This window comes from Exiguobacterium sp. SH0S2 (assembly GCF_004337185.1).
Lineage (GTDB): Bacteria > Bacillota > Bacilli > Exiguobacteriales > Exiguobacteriaceae > Exiguobacterium > Exiguobacterium aurantiacum_A.
The window spans coordinates 196,686-211,125 of the sequence record NZ_SJVB01000003.1 but is presented as its reverse complement, the minus strand read 5'-3'; the positions used below and the strand labels follow the sequence as shown (position 1 = coordinate 211,125).

The window sequence follows — 14,440 nt, the reverse complement described above, 5'->3', positions numbered from 1 at the left end:
GAGACCTCTTCATCATCTCGTATCCCGGCCGGTGCTCATCTCCACTCGGTCGAGAAGGTTGACCCTTTTCTAGTACTTAGAAAAGGGTCTTTTTTTTCGAGCGCATGTGCCCGTATGATATGATGGATACAGAAGAGAATGGAGGTTGGACGATGAATAAATTACTGCTTCTCGATGGAAACTCACTGACGTATCGTGCGTTTTTCGCGTTGCCTCCGATGACGGATGCATCGGGACGAAACACGAACGCGGTATATGGGTTCACGATGATGCTTTTAAAATTGATGGAAGACGAGCAACCGACGCATTTCGCGGTCGCGTTCGATGCGTCGAAGAAGACGTTCCGCCACGATACATATGCGGACTATAAAGGTGGGCGGCAGAAAACACCAGGTGAGCTCCGCGAACAGTTCCCGATCGTTCGTGAACTGTGTGAGGCGTTCGGGATCAAAGTGCTCGAACTCGATCAATATGAGGCTGATGACATAATCGGGACACTTTCGAAAAACGAGGCGTTCGAACAAGTCACGGTCGTCACGGGTGATAAAGATTTACTTCAACTGATCAATCAGCGAGTCACCGTCTACTTAACGAAACGTGGCATAACTGACGTCGAGACGATGGACGAGGCGGCGTTCCACGAACGTTACGAGGGCTTGGTACCTCGCCAAATGATCGATCTCAAAGGGCTGATGGGCGATAAATCCGATAACATACCAGGAATTCCGGGTGTCGGCGAGAAGACGGCGCTCAAGTTGCTGTCAAATTACGGCTCGGTCGAAGGGCTGTATGAACATACACATGAGTTAAAAGGGAAGCAAAAAGAAAAAGTCGAGGCGAACGAGCAGGAAGCTCGAATGTCAAAACAACTCGCGACGATCCATACGGACGTCCCGATCGACGTCAGTGTGGATGACTTACAGTTCCATCCGTATGACGCGGCAAAAGTCAAACCGTTGTTCATGAGCCTTCAGTTCAAATCACTGGTCAGTAAGCTGAACACCGATGCGACGACGGAAGAGGCGGCAGAAGCGCGAGACGTGACGCACGTCGGCATCGAACAGCAAGATTTGTCGGAAGCCGTCCTGTTTATCGAACAGCTGCGGGACGACTATTTCGAAGACGACATCATCGGTGTGGCGATCGCATCGAAAGTCGGTGTGACCGTCGGTGATATGTCGTTGTTAGACGTACCGGACGTGAAGGCTTGGCTAGCGGACGAGACCCGGAAAACAATCTGTTTGGATGCCAAACAGACGATCATTCAATTGAAACGGAACGAATTGACACTTCGCGGCTACGAAGACTTGCTCGTCGCCGGCTATTTGCTCAACTTGTCGGGCGGAACGACGCTCGATTCGATCGCCGCGCACTTCGATTACGCGTTGCCTGAAGACGAGGCCGTCTACGGGAAAGGGGCGAAACTGCACGTGCCGGAACAAGCGGTGCTCGACCAACATCTTGGCGAGAAGGCGATGGCTATCTTCACGTTGTTCGCGAAAGTCATTCCGGAAATCGATGAAAACGAGCAGACGTCACTTTATCAAGATTTAGAACGTCCGCTCGCCTCGGTGCTCGCGGAAATGGAATGGGCCGGAATTCACGTCGACGTGGCGACGCTTCAAGCGATGGAAACCGATCTCAGGGACCGCCTTGATCAGCTCGAGACAGAAATTCACGGATTGGCCGGCGAGTCGTTCAATATCAATTCGCCGAAACAGCTTGGCGTCATCTTGTTTGAGAAGTTGGCACTCCCACCCGTGAAGAAGACGAAAACCGGATACTCGACGGCGGCCGACGTGTTAGAGAAGCTAGCGCCGCTCCATCCGATCGTCGAACATATCATGCATTACCGTGAGCTCGGAAAACTGCAGTCGACGTACGTCGAGGGCTTACAAAAAGTCATCAAAGCGGACGGGAAGATTCATACACGCTACACGCAGACGCTCACACAGACAGGGCGACTGTCATCGGTCAATCCGAACTTGCAAAACATCCCGATTCGGCTCGAGGAAGGACGCCGAATCCGTAAGGCGTTTACGGCAAGTGAGCCGGGCTGGGTGCTGTATGCGGTCGACTACTCGCAGATCGAGCTGCGGATCATGGCGCATATGTCGCAAGACGCGAAGATGCTCGAGGCGTTTTTAAATGACGAAGATATTCATACGTCGACGGCGGCGAACGTGTTCCGCGTCGCCAAAGAAGAAGTGACGTCGCTCATGCGGCGTCAAGCGAAGGCGGTCAACTTCGGGATCATTTATGGCATCAGTGATTATGGGTTGTCGCAAAACCTCGGCATCAGCCGTAAAGAAGCGCAGACGTTCATCGACACGTACTTCGAGCAGTTCCCTGGTGTGAAGCGCTTCATGGATGCCGCTATCGAGCGGGCGCGGGAACATGGGTATGTCGAGACGATGCTCAAACGTCGCCGTAACATCCCGGACATCCATTCACGTAACTTCAACTTGCGGGGCTTTGCCGAACGGACGGCTATCAACACGCCGATTCAAGGAACGGCGGCGGACATCATTAAAAAAGCGATGATCGACGTCGATACGGCGCTTCGAGCATCGGGTCTGCAATCGAAACTATTGCTTCAAGTCCACGATGAACTCATCTTTGAAGGACCGCTTGCTGAGACGTCCGCGCTTGAAAAACTTGTGAAACAAGCGATGGAACATACGATCACACTCGATGTCCCGCTTCGGGCGGACGGCTCGTTCGGTGAGACGTGGTTCGACACGAAATAAAGTAAAGGAAGGAAATCGATATGCCAGAATTACCAGAAGTAGAGACGGTCTGTCGCCGACTGCGACCGTTCGTCTCCGGAAAAACGATTCAAGACGTCAATGTACGCGACGCGAAAATCATTCGCGGACATGAGGCCGACGTGTGGGTACAACAGCTGATCGGCGAGACGATGGTCGACGTCGAGCGGCGCGGCAAGTTCATTTTATTTAAATTGACGAACGGCTACCTCGTCTCTCATTTACGGATGGAAGGGAAATTCTTTCCGCACAGCGAAGCCGTCGATCCGGTCAAGCATACGCACGTCGTCTTCACGTTCACCGACGGTACGAGCCTGCACTATAACGACGTCAGGAAGTTCGGCACGATGGAACTTCGGACGAACGACGAGTTGTTCGTGACGCCGCCGCTGTCGCTGCTCGCGCTCGAGCCGTTCGACCCTGAAGTGACGGCCGAAACGTTGCACGCCCGTCTGAAGCGCATGAACGTGAGAGCGATCAAGACGGCGTTACTCGATCAATCGATTTTTGTCGGTCTCGGCAATATTTATGTCGATGAGACGTTGTTCCGGGCACGGATTCATCCGACCCGGCCAGCAGCCTCGCTTTCACTCACTGAAGTTGAGACCGTCCGTCAAGAAGCGGTCGCTGTGTTATTAGAAGCGATCGAGCGGGGTGGAAGTACGATCCGCAGCTATACGAATCCGGACGGGGCGGCTGGAACGTTTCAAGAGACGCTTTACGTCTACGGGCAGACCGGTGAACCGTGTCACAATTGCGGTCGGCCGATTGAAAAGATGAAACTAGGCGGACGGGGGACGCATTACTGTCCGCACTGCCAACAGTAAGAGGTGGACACAATGTTGAAAATTGGTTTGACAGGCGGCATCGCGACAGGGAAGTCGACGGTGTCCCGCCTATTCCGACAACAAGGGATTCCGATTATCGATGCCGACAAGATTGCCCGTACCGTCGTCGACCCTGAAGGTAAAGCTTACTCTGCTGTCCGAGAAGCGTTTCCGCGCTGTTTTGAAGGTGAGCAGTTGAACCGGCCGGCGCTCGGGCGAGAGATCTTCCATGACGAAGCAAAAAGGAAATTGTTGAATCAGCTCATGCATCCGGCGATCCGGGAAGAAATGCAGGAGCAGATGCATTCCTTTGCGGCAGCAGGGGAATCTGTCGTCATCTTCGACATCCCGCTCTTGTTCGAAGGGACGATGCGTGACCTCGTCGATTATACGGTCGTCGTCTACTGCCGGGAAGAGATGCAGTTGATGCGTCTCATGGAGCGTAACGGCTTGACGAAAGAAGAAGCGCTCGCAAGGATCCACTCGCAAATGCCGATCGAAGAAAAGAAGCATCACGCTGACTTTTTAATCAACAACAACGGGGCACTCGGAGACTTGTTGCCTCAAGTGACGCGTCTCGTCGAACAATTTCAAGACATGAAAAAAGAAGGCGACTGACGCCTTCTTTTTTTGTTCAGTTGAGCGGATCTGCGTCCGGTCGCCCTTTTTTCCATGTGTCGAAAATAGCGCGCCCGTCACTTGGGTGTCCGTTCGAGTAATAGATCGGATAGAGCGAGAAGAACACATAATAAAACGAGAAATAGGCGAACTGATACGTGTAGAGTGTCGGTTCAATCTCCCGTGTCAGGATAAACCAGTTCACAATCAAGATACTCGATAGATTGAAGATCGACCCGCCCGCGTAGACGATACTCCTCGTCAAGCGATTACTGTATTTCAAGTCCGAGAATTGGCACCAGGCATCATAGAAGTAGACGCGGTTAAACTGCATGCGCCCGACCTTGAATAGCTTCTTCCCGGTCCCGATCTCCATATCGAGTGATCCCCCGAATAATTTCGCGAAAAAGAAATGCCCGAATTGATGGATAATTGTCACAATCGGTAAGATGACAAAAAACGAGATGACAAATTTGTCTAAGTCTGTCCAATCAAACATATAACGTAGCTCCTTTCCAAGCTCTACACCAAATTTCCCTCTTTTTCAAAAACGAAACTGTAAAAAAGTGATAAAAATGTGACGATACATAGTGAAAACGCTTCCATTTTTCCGTTATAATGGTGTCGTAACGCAGAAAAAAGGGGGAACTGGAATGGGGACGAAAGTTGCAATCAACGGGTTTGGACGAATCGGGAGAATGGTGTTTCGTAAATTGATGCTTGAAGGGCGTCACGACGTCGTGGCGATCAATGCGAGTTATCCGGCGGAGACGCTTGCTCACTTGATCAAGCACGATACGGTCCATGGGCCGTTTGAGCTCACTGTTCGAGCGCATGGGGATACGCTCGTTGTCGACGGGAAACAGATTCGGTTAATCGCAGAGCGTGACCCGGAACGATTACCATGGAAAGAACTTGATGTCGAGATCGTCGTCGAGGCGACGGGGAAATTCAATTCGGACGTCGGGGCGCGCAAGCATTTGATGGCCGGGGCGCAGAAAGTCATTTTGACGGCGCCGGGCAAAGGCGACTTACGGACGATCGTGATGGGGGTCAATGATCGCGAGTATATGCCGGAGCAAGACCATATCATCTCAAACGCCTCTTGTACGACGAACTGCCTCGCACCTGTCGTCAAAGTGCTCGATTCGACGTTCGGCATCGAGACAGGACTCGTCACGACGGTACACGCCTACACGAACGACCAGAACAATATCGACAATCCGCATAAAGATTTGCGCCGGGCCCGGGCTTGTGGTAGCTCCATTATACCGACTTCGACCGGGGCAGCCAAGGCGATCGGTCTTGTGCTTCCCGAGCTGCAAGGCAAGTTGAACGGGATGGCGCTCCGTGTCCCGACGCCGAACGTCTCGCTCGTCGATCTCGTCGTCGAGCTGCGTCGTGATGTCACGGCCGCCGAAGTGAACGATGCGTTCGAACGGGCCGCTTACGGAGAAATGACCGGGATTCTCGGTGTCTCGAACGAACCGCTCGTCTCAATCGACTTTAATGGAGACGAGCGCTCCTCGATTATCGATGCAGATTCGACGATGGTGCTCGGCGGCAACCACGTCAAAGTGCTCGCTTGGTATGACAACGAATGGGGCTATTCGTGCCGCGTCGTCGATCTTTTGGATATGGTAGCGAGCTACCTGCAAATCGGCCAACAAGAAACGCATGCTTGAGAAAATATATTTCGTCAAAAATATTTTAACGAATTCAAACAAATAGCTTGTATCGACGTCCTAAACAGGATACACTCAATCTCGTGAACTTCAATTGGTCTGACAAACGCAACTTAAAGGGTTAGGACCTCTCTGGACTAACTTGCCCCCGTGGTTGTGGGCGATTCAGGCACAAAGTGAGTGATCATCAACTACTTTGAGACCATTGATGTAAAGGGGGATCCACTTATATGGATACTATGGGACGTCACATTATTACAGAACTTTGGGAGTGCAATCCCGACAAATTGAACGATATCGACTACATCGAGCGCTTGTTCGTCGATGCAGCACTTCGCTCGGGCGCTGAAGTCCGCGAAGTCGCTTTCCACAAATTCGCGCCGCACGGTGTGAGTGGTGTCGTTATCATTTCAGAATCACATTTAACGATTCACAGTTTCCCAGAGCATGGTTACGCATCAGTAGATGTGTTCACATGTGGGGACCGGATCGATCCAGCGACAGCTTCACAATACATTGCTGAAGGCTTAGAAGCGAAAGTTCGCGAAGACGTCAAACTTGATCGCGGTATGGGACCGATTCGTGTTCCAGAAGCACAAGTGGCGATCAGCAAATAATCCGATTGACCTTTTGAGGCTGGCCGATTTTCGGTCAGCCCTTTTAATTGTTTTGTTAAGTCGTTAATTTTGATATGCTTAACGTATATAAATTAGGTGCCGAGGTGGACAATGGGATTACTAGACAAGTTTCAAACACATATCCAAACGGATGATACGCATAAAAATGAGGCGTTGCGCACGCGTTATTTCGCGACGTCGCCGAACGCAGTCCTGACATGGTTAGATGAACGAATTAAAACGGAGGGGCAGACGGTGCGCCGAATCGACGCCGAGCGAGGCGAGCTCGCCTTTTACGGTGACGGTTGGGACGCATTGGCCACAGTCGTTCAAGTGGACGGAGGGCGGACCGCCGTCGATTTCACGATGAATCGTGAACAAATGCTCGGTCCTGACCTGAAACAAGTTGTCGCTGCGTATTATGATGCTTTACAAAATAAGTTCCCACTCCGTGCCATCGGGAATCAATCTGTCGAACGATAAGGAGGGCTGAGCATGCGTTGTCCTAAATGTGATCATAACGGAACGAGGGTGCTCGACTCCCGACCAGTCCAAGATTATTATTCGATTCGACGCCGTCGCGAATGTGAAAAGTGCGGCTATCGCTTCACGACGTTTGAAACGGTTGAACAGACGCCGCTCATCATCGTCAAAAAGGACGGGAACCGCGAAGAGTTCAGTCGAGAGAAAGTTCTGCGCGGGATCATTCGCGCCTGTGAGAAACGACCGGTCACACTCGAGCAACTCGAGGGTGTGGTCACGAAAGTCGAACAACAGTTACGGGCGCTCGGCCAGTCCGAGATCCCGAGTGAACAAGTCGGCGAACTCGTCATGAACGAACTCGCCCGCGTCGATGAAGTGGCGTACGTCCGCTTCGCATCGGTCTATCGACAGTTTAAGGACATCTCTGTGTTCTTTAAAGAGTTAGAGGATTTAATGAAGCAAGAAAAATCGACCAACTAAAGGGGCGGCCTTCTGGTCGTCTTTTTTCAGGGGAGAAACGTTATGGAAAAAGAACGGATTCTTTACGGGACTGATGAGCTATTGATCATGAGCACTGGGCTCATTGATCGCGAGTCTTATCAGTCACTTTATCATTTATATCAACCCGTCATCGGCGTGAAGGCGCTCGCGTTGTATCAAACGCTTTGGAGTGAATTGAAGCCGGGTAAAATGAAGTCGAACTATATATCACATAGCGCCTTGTGTGAAATGCTTGATTATTCGATTAACGAACTGGCGGACAGTCTATTCCGGCTCGAAGCGATCGGCCTCGTCCGGACGTACAAGACGAAAGACGCACGGCTGACGCAATACGTCTATCAACTGAGAGTTCCGCTCGCGCCCCACACGTTCCTAAACGATGGGCTGTTATCGAGTTTTCTCTTCTATAAAGTAGGGGAGGTCCGATTCAAGCAGTTGCAAGGACGATTCACCATCGACCCGCTACCGGCAGGCATCGTCGAAGTGACAAAAGACTTCAATGAAGTGTTCGACGTCAAAGGGGTCAACCAGATGGCGTTCACTCAAAAAAATTATGAGAAGCCGGACCGCGCCAAGATCGAGATCAACTATACGTTCGATATGGATATCGTCAAAAAACTGACAAACTTCCCAATCGGCTTCTTCACGAAGAAGTTAGACGAGACGATCACAAAACTCGCGTACGTGTCGCAAATCGATGAAGAGACGATGGCCGAGATGCTAAAAGAGTATTTCGTTCACGAAGCGTACTTACCGCTCAGCGAACAAGAGAAGCGTGATGGTTGCAGGCAGATGGTATTACAATTGAAGAAAAAACAGACGAGACATCGAAAAGTGAAGTCAGACGAGACGGAGCAGGCGGAGGTCGGCGATTTGCATGACACAACGGTCATGGAGGAAGCACACCCGCATCAGTACGTATCGACGCTTCGGAAGACGCCACAACTTTCGAAAAGTGACGAACAGCTCATCATCGAGATGGTCGATACACTCGGTCTCGCACCAGGTGTGATCAACGCGCTGTTCTATTATTGTATCGAAGTGAAGAAACAGACGCGGCTCAGCGAGAATTACGTGATGCGCATCGCCACGAGTTGGAAGACGGCGGGCTATTTGCACGCAGGTGACGCATTAGAGCGTGAAGCGACGCAAGACGCGTTGATCGAGAAGAAGCAACAAAAACGTGAGAACGTCCAGCGTACGACGGTCGGCTCGCGTCGGAAAGACAAGACCGAGTTGCCGAAATGGCTCGAAGACGATGCGAAAGAGCAACGGTCTTACGATCAGAAGCGCAAAGAGGCGCTCGAATCATCGGTGCCAGATGACGCGGAACTCGTCAAATTGTTGAATGAACTGAAAGAGAAAGGATGAGCGACATGGAACGGATCAATCAGACGCTCGCCCAGATGATGAACCGTAAAGAAGTGCGGGAAGCGTACGAGTCGATTCGCAGACGAACTCTCGAGCACCCTGGTGTCATTACATTTTTAAAGGCGCATCCAGAACTCGACGAGACGGCGATCGAAGTCGGATTTACGAAATTGAGCGAATATGCCGAGCAGATGGACGGGAAGAAGCTTGTCGATGAACAAGCCGTTATCCCCGGGCATCAGCCGGTCCTTTATGTCGATCTCGGTCAAATTGCGATCCGCTATGAAGAGACGGTCGCTCACCGCCAAGCGAGACGTCAAAAAGAGATGGATCGAAAGTTCAAGAGCTTATTTTTACCGGAAGAAGTGCGGGAAGCGAGCTTTCAATCGTTTGATTATTCGGACGATGCCCGAAAGATCGCGCTCCGTGAGGCGATGCGATTCGTCTCGGGGATGAAGACGCGTCAAAAAGTGAACGGCCTTTACTTGTACGGCAGTTTCGGGGTCGGGAAGACGTACTTGCTCGCCGCGATCGCCAATGAACTCAAAGTCGCCGATATCGAGACGATTTTAGTTCACGCCCCGGGATTCGTCTCGGAAGCGAAACGTAAAATTCGTACCGATTCGTTCGATTCATTTTTGACCTCGTTCCAGCACGTGCCGATTTTGTTGATTGATGATATCGGCGCCGAGGCGATCAGCCCGTGGGTACGAGACGAACTGTTCGGGATTATTTTACAGTACCGCATGATGCATCGTCTGCCGACGCTCTACAGCTCAAACTTCAGCAGCGAAGAGCTCGAGACGCACTTCTCGATTGACGGCTCGCCGCAAAACAAGATGAAAGCACAGCGGCTCATGCAACGGATCTCGACGACGACGACACAGATCGAGCTGAAAGGCGAAAATCGTCGTCGGTAAAGGATTGTATTTCTCGAACGAGTTGACTATACTAATAACCATATAACTGATGCATAGAAGAGGATACGAGACATCGTCACGGGTTTCAAAGCGAAGGAAGAATGGTGAGAGCTTCCTAAACACGCCGATCGACTTACTCCCTCGGAGCACCGCTCGGGTCAATCGTGCGGCGATTCACACTCGTTATCGTGTGTTCGAGCCAAGCTTACAGCTTGGGAACGAGGGTGGTACCACGAGAATCAAAGCTCGTCCCTTTCATAGGGATGGGCTTTTTTTATTTTTTTTCAAATAGAGAGGGGAAGTTGACACATGATTCAATTGACATTTCCAGATGGGGCAGTCAAAGCGTTTGAAGCTGGTATCACAGCAGAAGAAGTAGCCGGTTCGATTAGCCCGGGACTTCGTAAGAAAGCCATCGCCGCAAAAATTGATGGTGAACTGATCGATTATCGTCGTCCGATCGAGCGCGACGGTAAAATCGAGCTCGTCATGCCGGACTCGGAGGCAGGCCTCGACTTGATGCGCCATTCATCCGCTCACTTGATGGCTCAAGCGATCAAACGGTTGTACGGCGAAGAAGGGACGATTCATTTCGGTATCGGACCGACGATTGAGAACGGGTTCTATTACGATATCGAGATGGACCGCCGCATCAATGAAGAGGATTTGCCGGAAATCGAGAAGATGATGAAACGGATCGTCGATGAAAACCTCGACATCACACGTGAAGTCGTCACGCGTGACGAAGCGCTCGAGCGTTACAAACAGCTCGGCGACCCGCTCAAAGTCGAGTTGATCGAAGATATCCCGGCAAGTGAGACACTTACAATTTACCATCAAGGTGACTTTTTTGACCTTTGCCGTGGACCGCACGTCCCGTCGACGTCGAAATTGAAAGTCTTTAAATTGATGAGTGTCGCCGGTGCTTACTGGCGCGGAGATTCTGACAACAAGATGTTGCAACGGATCTACGGTACGGCGTGGGCGACGAAAGAACAGCTCGCCGAGCATTTGCGTCTACTTGAAGAAGCAAAAGAACGCGACCATCGTAAACTCGGGAAAGAACTTGATTTGTTCTTCGTCTCGCAAGAAGTCGGCCAAGGATTGCCGATGTGGCTCCCGAAAGGTGCCTCGATTCGTCGTACGGTCGAGCGTTATATCGTCGACAAAGAGCTCGAACTCGGTTATCAGCACGTCTATACACCGGTGCTCGGTTCGGTTGACTTGTATAAGACGTCAGGTCACTGGGATCACTATCAAGACGACATGTTCCCGAAAATGGAGATGGATAACGAAGAGCTCGTCTTGCGCCCGATGAACTGTCCGCACCATATGACGATCTATAAGCATGAGCCACGCTCATACCGTGAGTTGCCGCTCCGTATCGCCGAACTTGGCGGCATGCACCGCTATGAGATGTCAGGTGCTTTGACAGGTCTTCAACGTGTCCGTTACATGGTATTGAACGATGGACACACGTTCGTGACACCAGAGCAGATGAAGCAAGAGTTTAAAGATATCGTTCACTTGATCCAAGAAGTGTATGCCGACTTCGGGATTAAAGATTACCGGTTCCGCCTGTCTTATCGCGACCCGGCCGATAAAGAGAAATACTTCGACAACGATGCGATCTGGGAATCGGCACAGCGTCAATTGAAAGAAACGATGGATGAACTCGGCCTGCCGTACTTCGAAGCGGATGGCGAAGCGGCGTTTTACGGACCGAAACTTGATGTCCAAGTCCGGACAGCGCTCGGGAAAGAAGAGACGTTGTCGACAGTCCAACTCGACTTCTTGCTTCCAGAACGTTTCGATTTGACGTATACAGGTCCTGACGGCAAAGATCATCGTCCAATCGTCCTCCACCGCGGTGTCGTGTCGACGATGGAACGGTTCGTCGCCTACTTGATCGAAGAGTACAAAGGTGCCTTCCCGACATGGCTCGCGCCGGTCCAAGTCAAATTGATCCCGGTGTCTCACGTCCATGATGCTTATGTGGCCGAAGTGAAAGCAGAACTGTTATCACGTGGTGTCCGTGTCGAGACAGACCTTCGGGATGAGAAGTTAGGCTATAAGATCCGTGAAGCACAGATGAAGAAGATCCCGATGACGCTCGTACTCGGTGATAAAGAACGTGATGAGCGTTCGGTCAACATCCGTCGCTACGGTCAACAAGAACAAGTATCGGCAACGCTTGATGAGTTCTTGACGTCCCTCACTGAAGAAATCGCGAATCGTTCACGGTAAAGGTAGGCCATCCTTCAACGGAAGGGTGGTCTTCTTTTCGGTCCAGAGACGGATGCGCAACCTATGAAAGAACACGTATGGTAGAAGAAAGGAGTGATTCAGTTTGAATTATATGAAACCAATTATCGCGCTGACGATCGGGACGATTGTCTCGACTAGCATGATTCCTAAAGTAAATGCCGAAGCGATCGTCGACGATACAATCGTCACCCTCGGGGAGACATTATCAGCAGAGCAGCGAGACTGGGTGCTCGAGCGTGTTGAAGCGCCGGCAGGAATCGAACCGATTATCACGACTGCAGCTGACGAAGAGAAGTATTTAGGTGACGCCGTACCCCAGGCACAACGTGGCGGCGGTATGTACTCATCGGCCCGCATCAAGCTGACTGACGGGACGGGTCTTGATATTCAAACCGAGAACGTCACGTGGGTGACGGAAGATATGTATGCGAACGCGCTCGTCACGGCCGGGGTCACTGACGCCGATATTTACATCACGTCTCCGATCCGTGTGACCGGGACGTCTGCGTTGACAGGTATTATGAAGGCGTACGACCAGACGGCTGACGAGACCGGGATCCAACTGACCGAGGAACGAAAAAATCTCGCGCAAGAAGAACTTGCGGTCACGTCAGAGATCGGGAAGACGGTCGGTCAAGAAGATGTGGCCGGGCTGATGAATGAGATCAAAGCGGAAATCGCGAATCAAATGCCCGAGACGAATATTGAAATTCGTGATATCGTCATTCAAGTATTGAATCAAAACAACGTTCAATTGTCCGATACGCAATTGAACCAGCTGACGACGTTGTTCGAGAACATGCAGCAAGCCAACTTGGATTGGACAGCGATCAGTGATGGATTAAAAGGAGCGGGCCAAGACGTGCAGGCGTTTCTAGAGACGAAAGAAGTACAAGGTTTCTTTGCGCGGCTGTTTGAGTCGCTCAGTAATTTCTTCAAGTCGTTGACGAACTAAACGAAAAAGCAGAGCGAAGGCTCTCAGGCTGTTGACGAACCAGGTCGCTAAAAGCAATCTGGTTCGTCTTTTTTTTATGTTCGAAGACCTCGAGGCGCTCTGACCGACATATAATTTAAGAAATGCTATGTAAACGGCCGCCAGATGGCGACCGTTTGCGTTGCTCGTCCGACGACGCCCCGACTCCCGCAGGAAAGCAATCCGACGGAGACCCAGCAGCGACGCGAGTCGCGATGCGGCTCCGGGATTGCCTGCGGAAAGCGTGGGCGCCGGAAGGACGAGCGATATCAATCAGGTTAGTCAACAAGCTGAGAGAGAAGGCTCTGCTTTTTAATACCAACGTTTATGGATATAGTCCCGAGCGGATTCATGATCATCGACGATCTTCAACGTGATGCGGTTCATCTCTTCAAGCAGATCGGTCAATACAGCTTCAAGTTTAGCGTCGTTCATTTCATGGTGACGCATCGTTTCTTGAACGATATGTTTGATTTGATCATGATAATCGTGATCTTGTTTCACGTCTTTTCTCCAGTTCATCCTCGCCGCCTCCTTTTTTATTTTATTCCCTTTGAAAAGGTATTGCGAAACGATGGAATGACTGTTATTATCATAAAAGTGCGAGCTATCAATTATTCATGCGCGAATTCTTGACATCTTTTTCTGCTAGTGTTAAGATGACTTAGTGAGTAAATACAACAAAGCAGAAGCGCCCGCTTCTCACCTCGTCCGAATCGGTTCGGTCAGGTCCATCATGTACGTAATTCAGTTTCGGTGTCTTGCCGTTCTGAGTACGCAATGATGTGTGGGCGGGAAACTGCCGACGCTTTTTTTGTTACTATTACTATGTTGTCTTATTTTAAAATCTAAAACTCGTGCAATCGCACGATGGAGGTGCTAACCATTAGCAAAGAGCTATTTATCAACGAAAACATTCGTGCCCGTGAACTTCGTCTTATTGGAGCGGACGGTGCACAACTCGGTGTACAATCGCGTAGTGAAGCATTACGCTTAGCCGAAGAAGCTGACCTTGACCTCGTCTTGGTCGCTGACAAAGCAAACCCACCGGTCGCTAAAATTATGGACTACGGTAAATACCGTTTCGAACTCCAGAAAAAGGAGAAAGAAGCGCGTAAAAACCAAAAAGTCATCCAATTGAAAGAAGTACGTCTCAGTCCTACAATCGAGGACAACGATTTCCAAACGAAATTGCGTAACGCTCGCAAGTTTCTTGAAAGTGGAAACAAAGTGAAGGCGTCGATCCGTTTCCGCGGACGTGCCATCACACACTCGGAAATCGGTAGACGTGTTATGGAAAAATTGGCGGCGGAATGTGCCGACTTGGCAACAGTTGAACAAAAGCCGAAGATGGAAGGACGCAGCATGTTCTTAGTGCTGGCTCCGAAGAAAGAAGATTAATCATCGAG

The 14,440-nt window shown here is 50.8% G+C and carries 14 protein-coding genes; 12 read left to right on the top strand and 2 right to left on the bottom strand.

What is annotated here, in order from left to right:
• The first annotated feature begins 152 nt into the window (after positions 1-152).
• Genes polA through coaE form a run of 3 tightly spaced genes read left to right on the top strand, consistent with a single transcriptional unit; the run spans position 153 to position 4,213 of the window.
• The gene (polA, locus tag EVJ21_RS09745; RefSeq protein ID WP_131490401.1) at positions 153-2,750 is read left to right on the top strand and encodes a DNA polymerase I; all 2,598 of its coding nucleotides are present in this window, start codon (positions 153-155) and stop codon (positions 2,748-2,750) included.
• 20 nt (positions 2,751-2,770) lie between these two features.
• The gene (gene mutM / locus EVJ21_RS09740; RefSeq protein ID WP_070326943.1) at positions 2,771-3,595 is read left to right on the top strand and encodes a DNA-formamidopyrimidine glycosylase; all 825 of its coding nucleotides are present in this window, start codon (positions 2,771-2,773) and stop codon (positions 3,593-3,595) included.
• Positions 3,596-3,607: 12 nt separating this feature from the next.
• A complete protein-coding gene (coaE, locus tag EVJ21_RS09735; protein WP_070326944.1) occupies positions 3,608-4,213 on the top strand; it encodes a dephospho-CoA kinase in 606 nt (201 codons plus the stop codon).
• Positions 4,214-4,229: 16 nt separating this feature from the next.
• On the opposite strand, the gene EVJ21_RS09730 is transcribed toward coaE, so the two are convergent.
• Positions 4,230-4,712, bottom strand: a complete 483-nt coding sequence (locus EVJ21_RS09730) for a site-2 protease family protein (RefSeq protein WP_131490400.1) — start codon at positions 4,710-4,712, stop codon at positions 4,230-4,232.
• A 154-nt stretch (positions 4,713-4,866) separates the two neighbouring features.
• On the opposite strand from EVJ21_RS09730, the gene EVJ21_RS09725 reads away from it, so the two are divergent.
• The 8 genes from EVJ21_RS09725 (at position 4,867) to EVJ21_RS09690 (ending at position 13,013) form a co-directional block, all read left to right on the top strand.
• Entirely contained in the window at positions 4,867-5,898 is a 1,032-nt protein-coding gene (locus EVJ21_RS09725; protein WP_131463835.1) for a glyceraldehyde-3-phosphate dehydrogenase, read from the top strand.
• 230 nt (positions 5,899-6,128) lie between these two features.
• Positions 6,129-6,515 (top strand): adenosylmethionine decarboxylase, encoded by a 387-nt coding sequence (gene speD / locus EVJ21_RS09720; protein WP_029595188.1) that lies wholly within the window; start codon positions 6,129-6,131, stop codon positions 6,513-6,515.
• 111 nt (positions 6,516-6,626) lie between these two features.
• A complete protein-coding gene (locus tag EVJ21_RS09715) occupies positions 6,627-6,998 on the top strand; it encodes a hypothetical protein (RefSeq protein WP_070326947.1) in 372 nt (123 codons plus the stop codon).
• A 12-nt stretch (positions 6,999-7,010) separates the two neighbouring features.
• Positions 7,011-7,478, top strand: coding sequence for a transcriptional regulator NrdR (gene nrdR / locus EVJ21_RS09710; protein WP_035385865.1), 468 nt, complete (start codon positions 7,011-7,013; stop codon positions 7,476-7,478).
• Between the two features lie 42 nt (positions 7,479-7,520).
• Positions 7,521-8,870, top strand: coding sequence for a DnaD domain protein (locus EVJ21_RS09705; RefSeq protein ID WP_131463833.1), 1,350 nt, complete (start codon positions 7,521-7,523; stop codon positions 8,868-8,870).
• Between the two features lie 5 nt (positions 8,871-8,875).
• Positions 8,876-9,790 carry a primosomal protein DnaI gene (gene dnaI / locus EVJ21_RS09700; protein WP_070326949.1) on the top strand — a complete coding sequence of 305 codons (915 nt, stop codon included), beginning with the start codon at positions 8,876-8,878 and terminating at the stop codon, positions 9,788-9,790.
• A gap of 309 nt (positions 9,791-10,099) precedes the next feature.
• Positions 10,100-12,037 (top strand): threonine--tRNA ligase, encoded by a 1,938-nt coding sequence (gene thrS, locus EVJ21_RS09695; RefSeq protein ID WP_070326950.1) that lies wholly within the window; start codon positions 10,100-10,102, stop codon positions 12,035-12,037.
• A 112-nt stretch (positions 12,038-12,149) separates the two neighbouring features.
• A complete protein-coding gene (locus tag EVJ21_RS09690; RefSeq protein WP_070327894.1) occupies positions 12,150-13,013 on the top strand; it encodes a DUF1002 domain-containing protein in 864 nt (287 codons plus the stop codon).
• A gap of 330 nt (positions 13,014-13,343) precedes the next feature.
• On the opposite strand, the gene EVJ21_RS09680 is transcribed toward EVJ21_RS09690, so the two are convergent.
• Entirely contained in the window at positions 13,344-13,553 is a 210-nt protein-coding gene (locus EVJ21_RS09680) for a hypothetical protein (protein WP_070326951.1), read from the bottom strand.
• A 348-nt stretch (positions 13,554-13,901) separates the two neighbouring features.
• Here EVJ21_RS09680 and infC point away from each other — a divergent pair, with 348 nt between their 5' ends.
• Positions 13,902-14,432 (top strand): translation initiation factor IF-3, encoded by a 531-nt coding sequence (infC, locus tag EVJ21_RS09675; protein ID WP_070326952.1) that lies wholly within the window; start codon positions 13,902-13,904, stop codon positions 14,430-14,432.
• Positions 14,433-14,440: the final 8 nt, after the last annotated feature.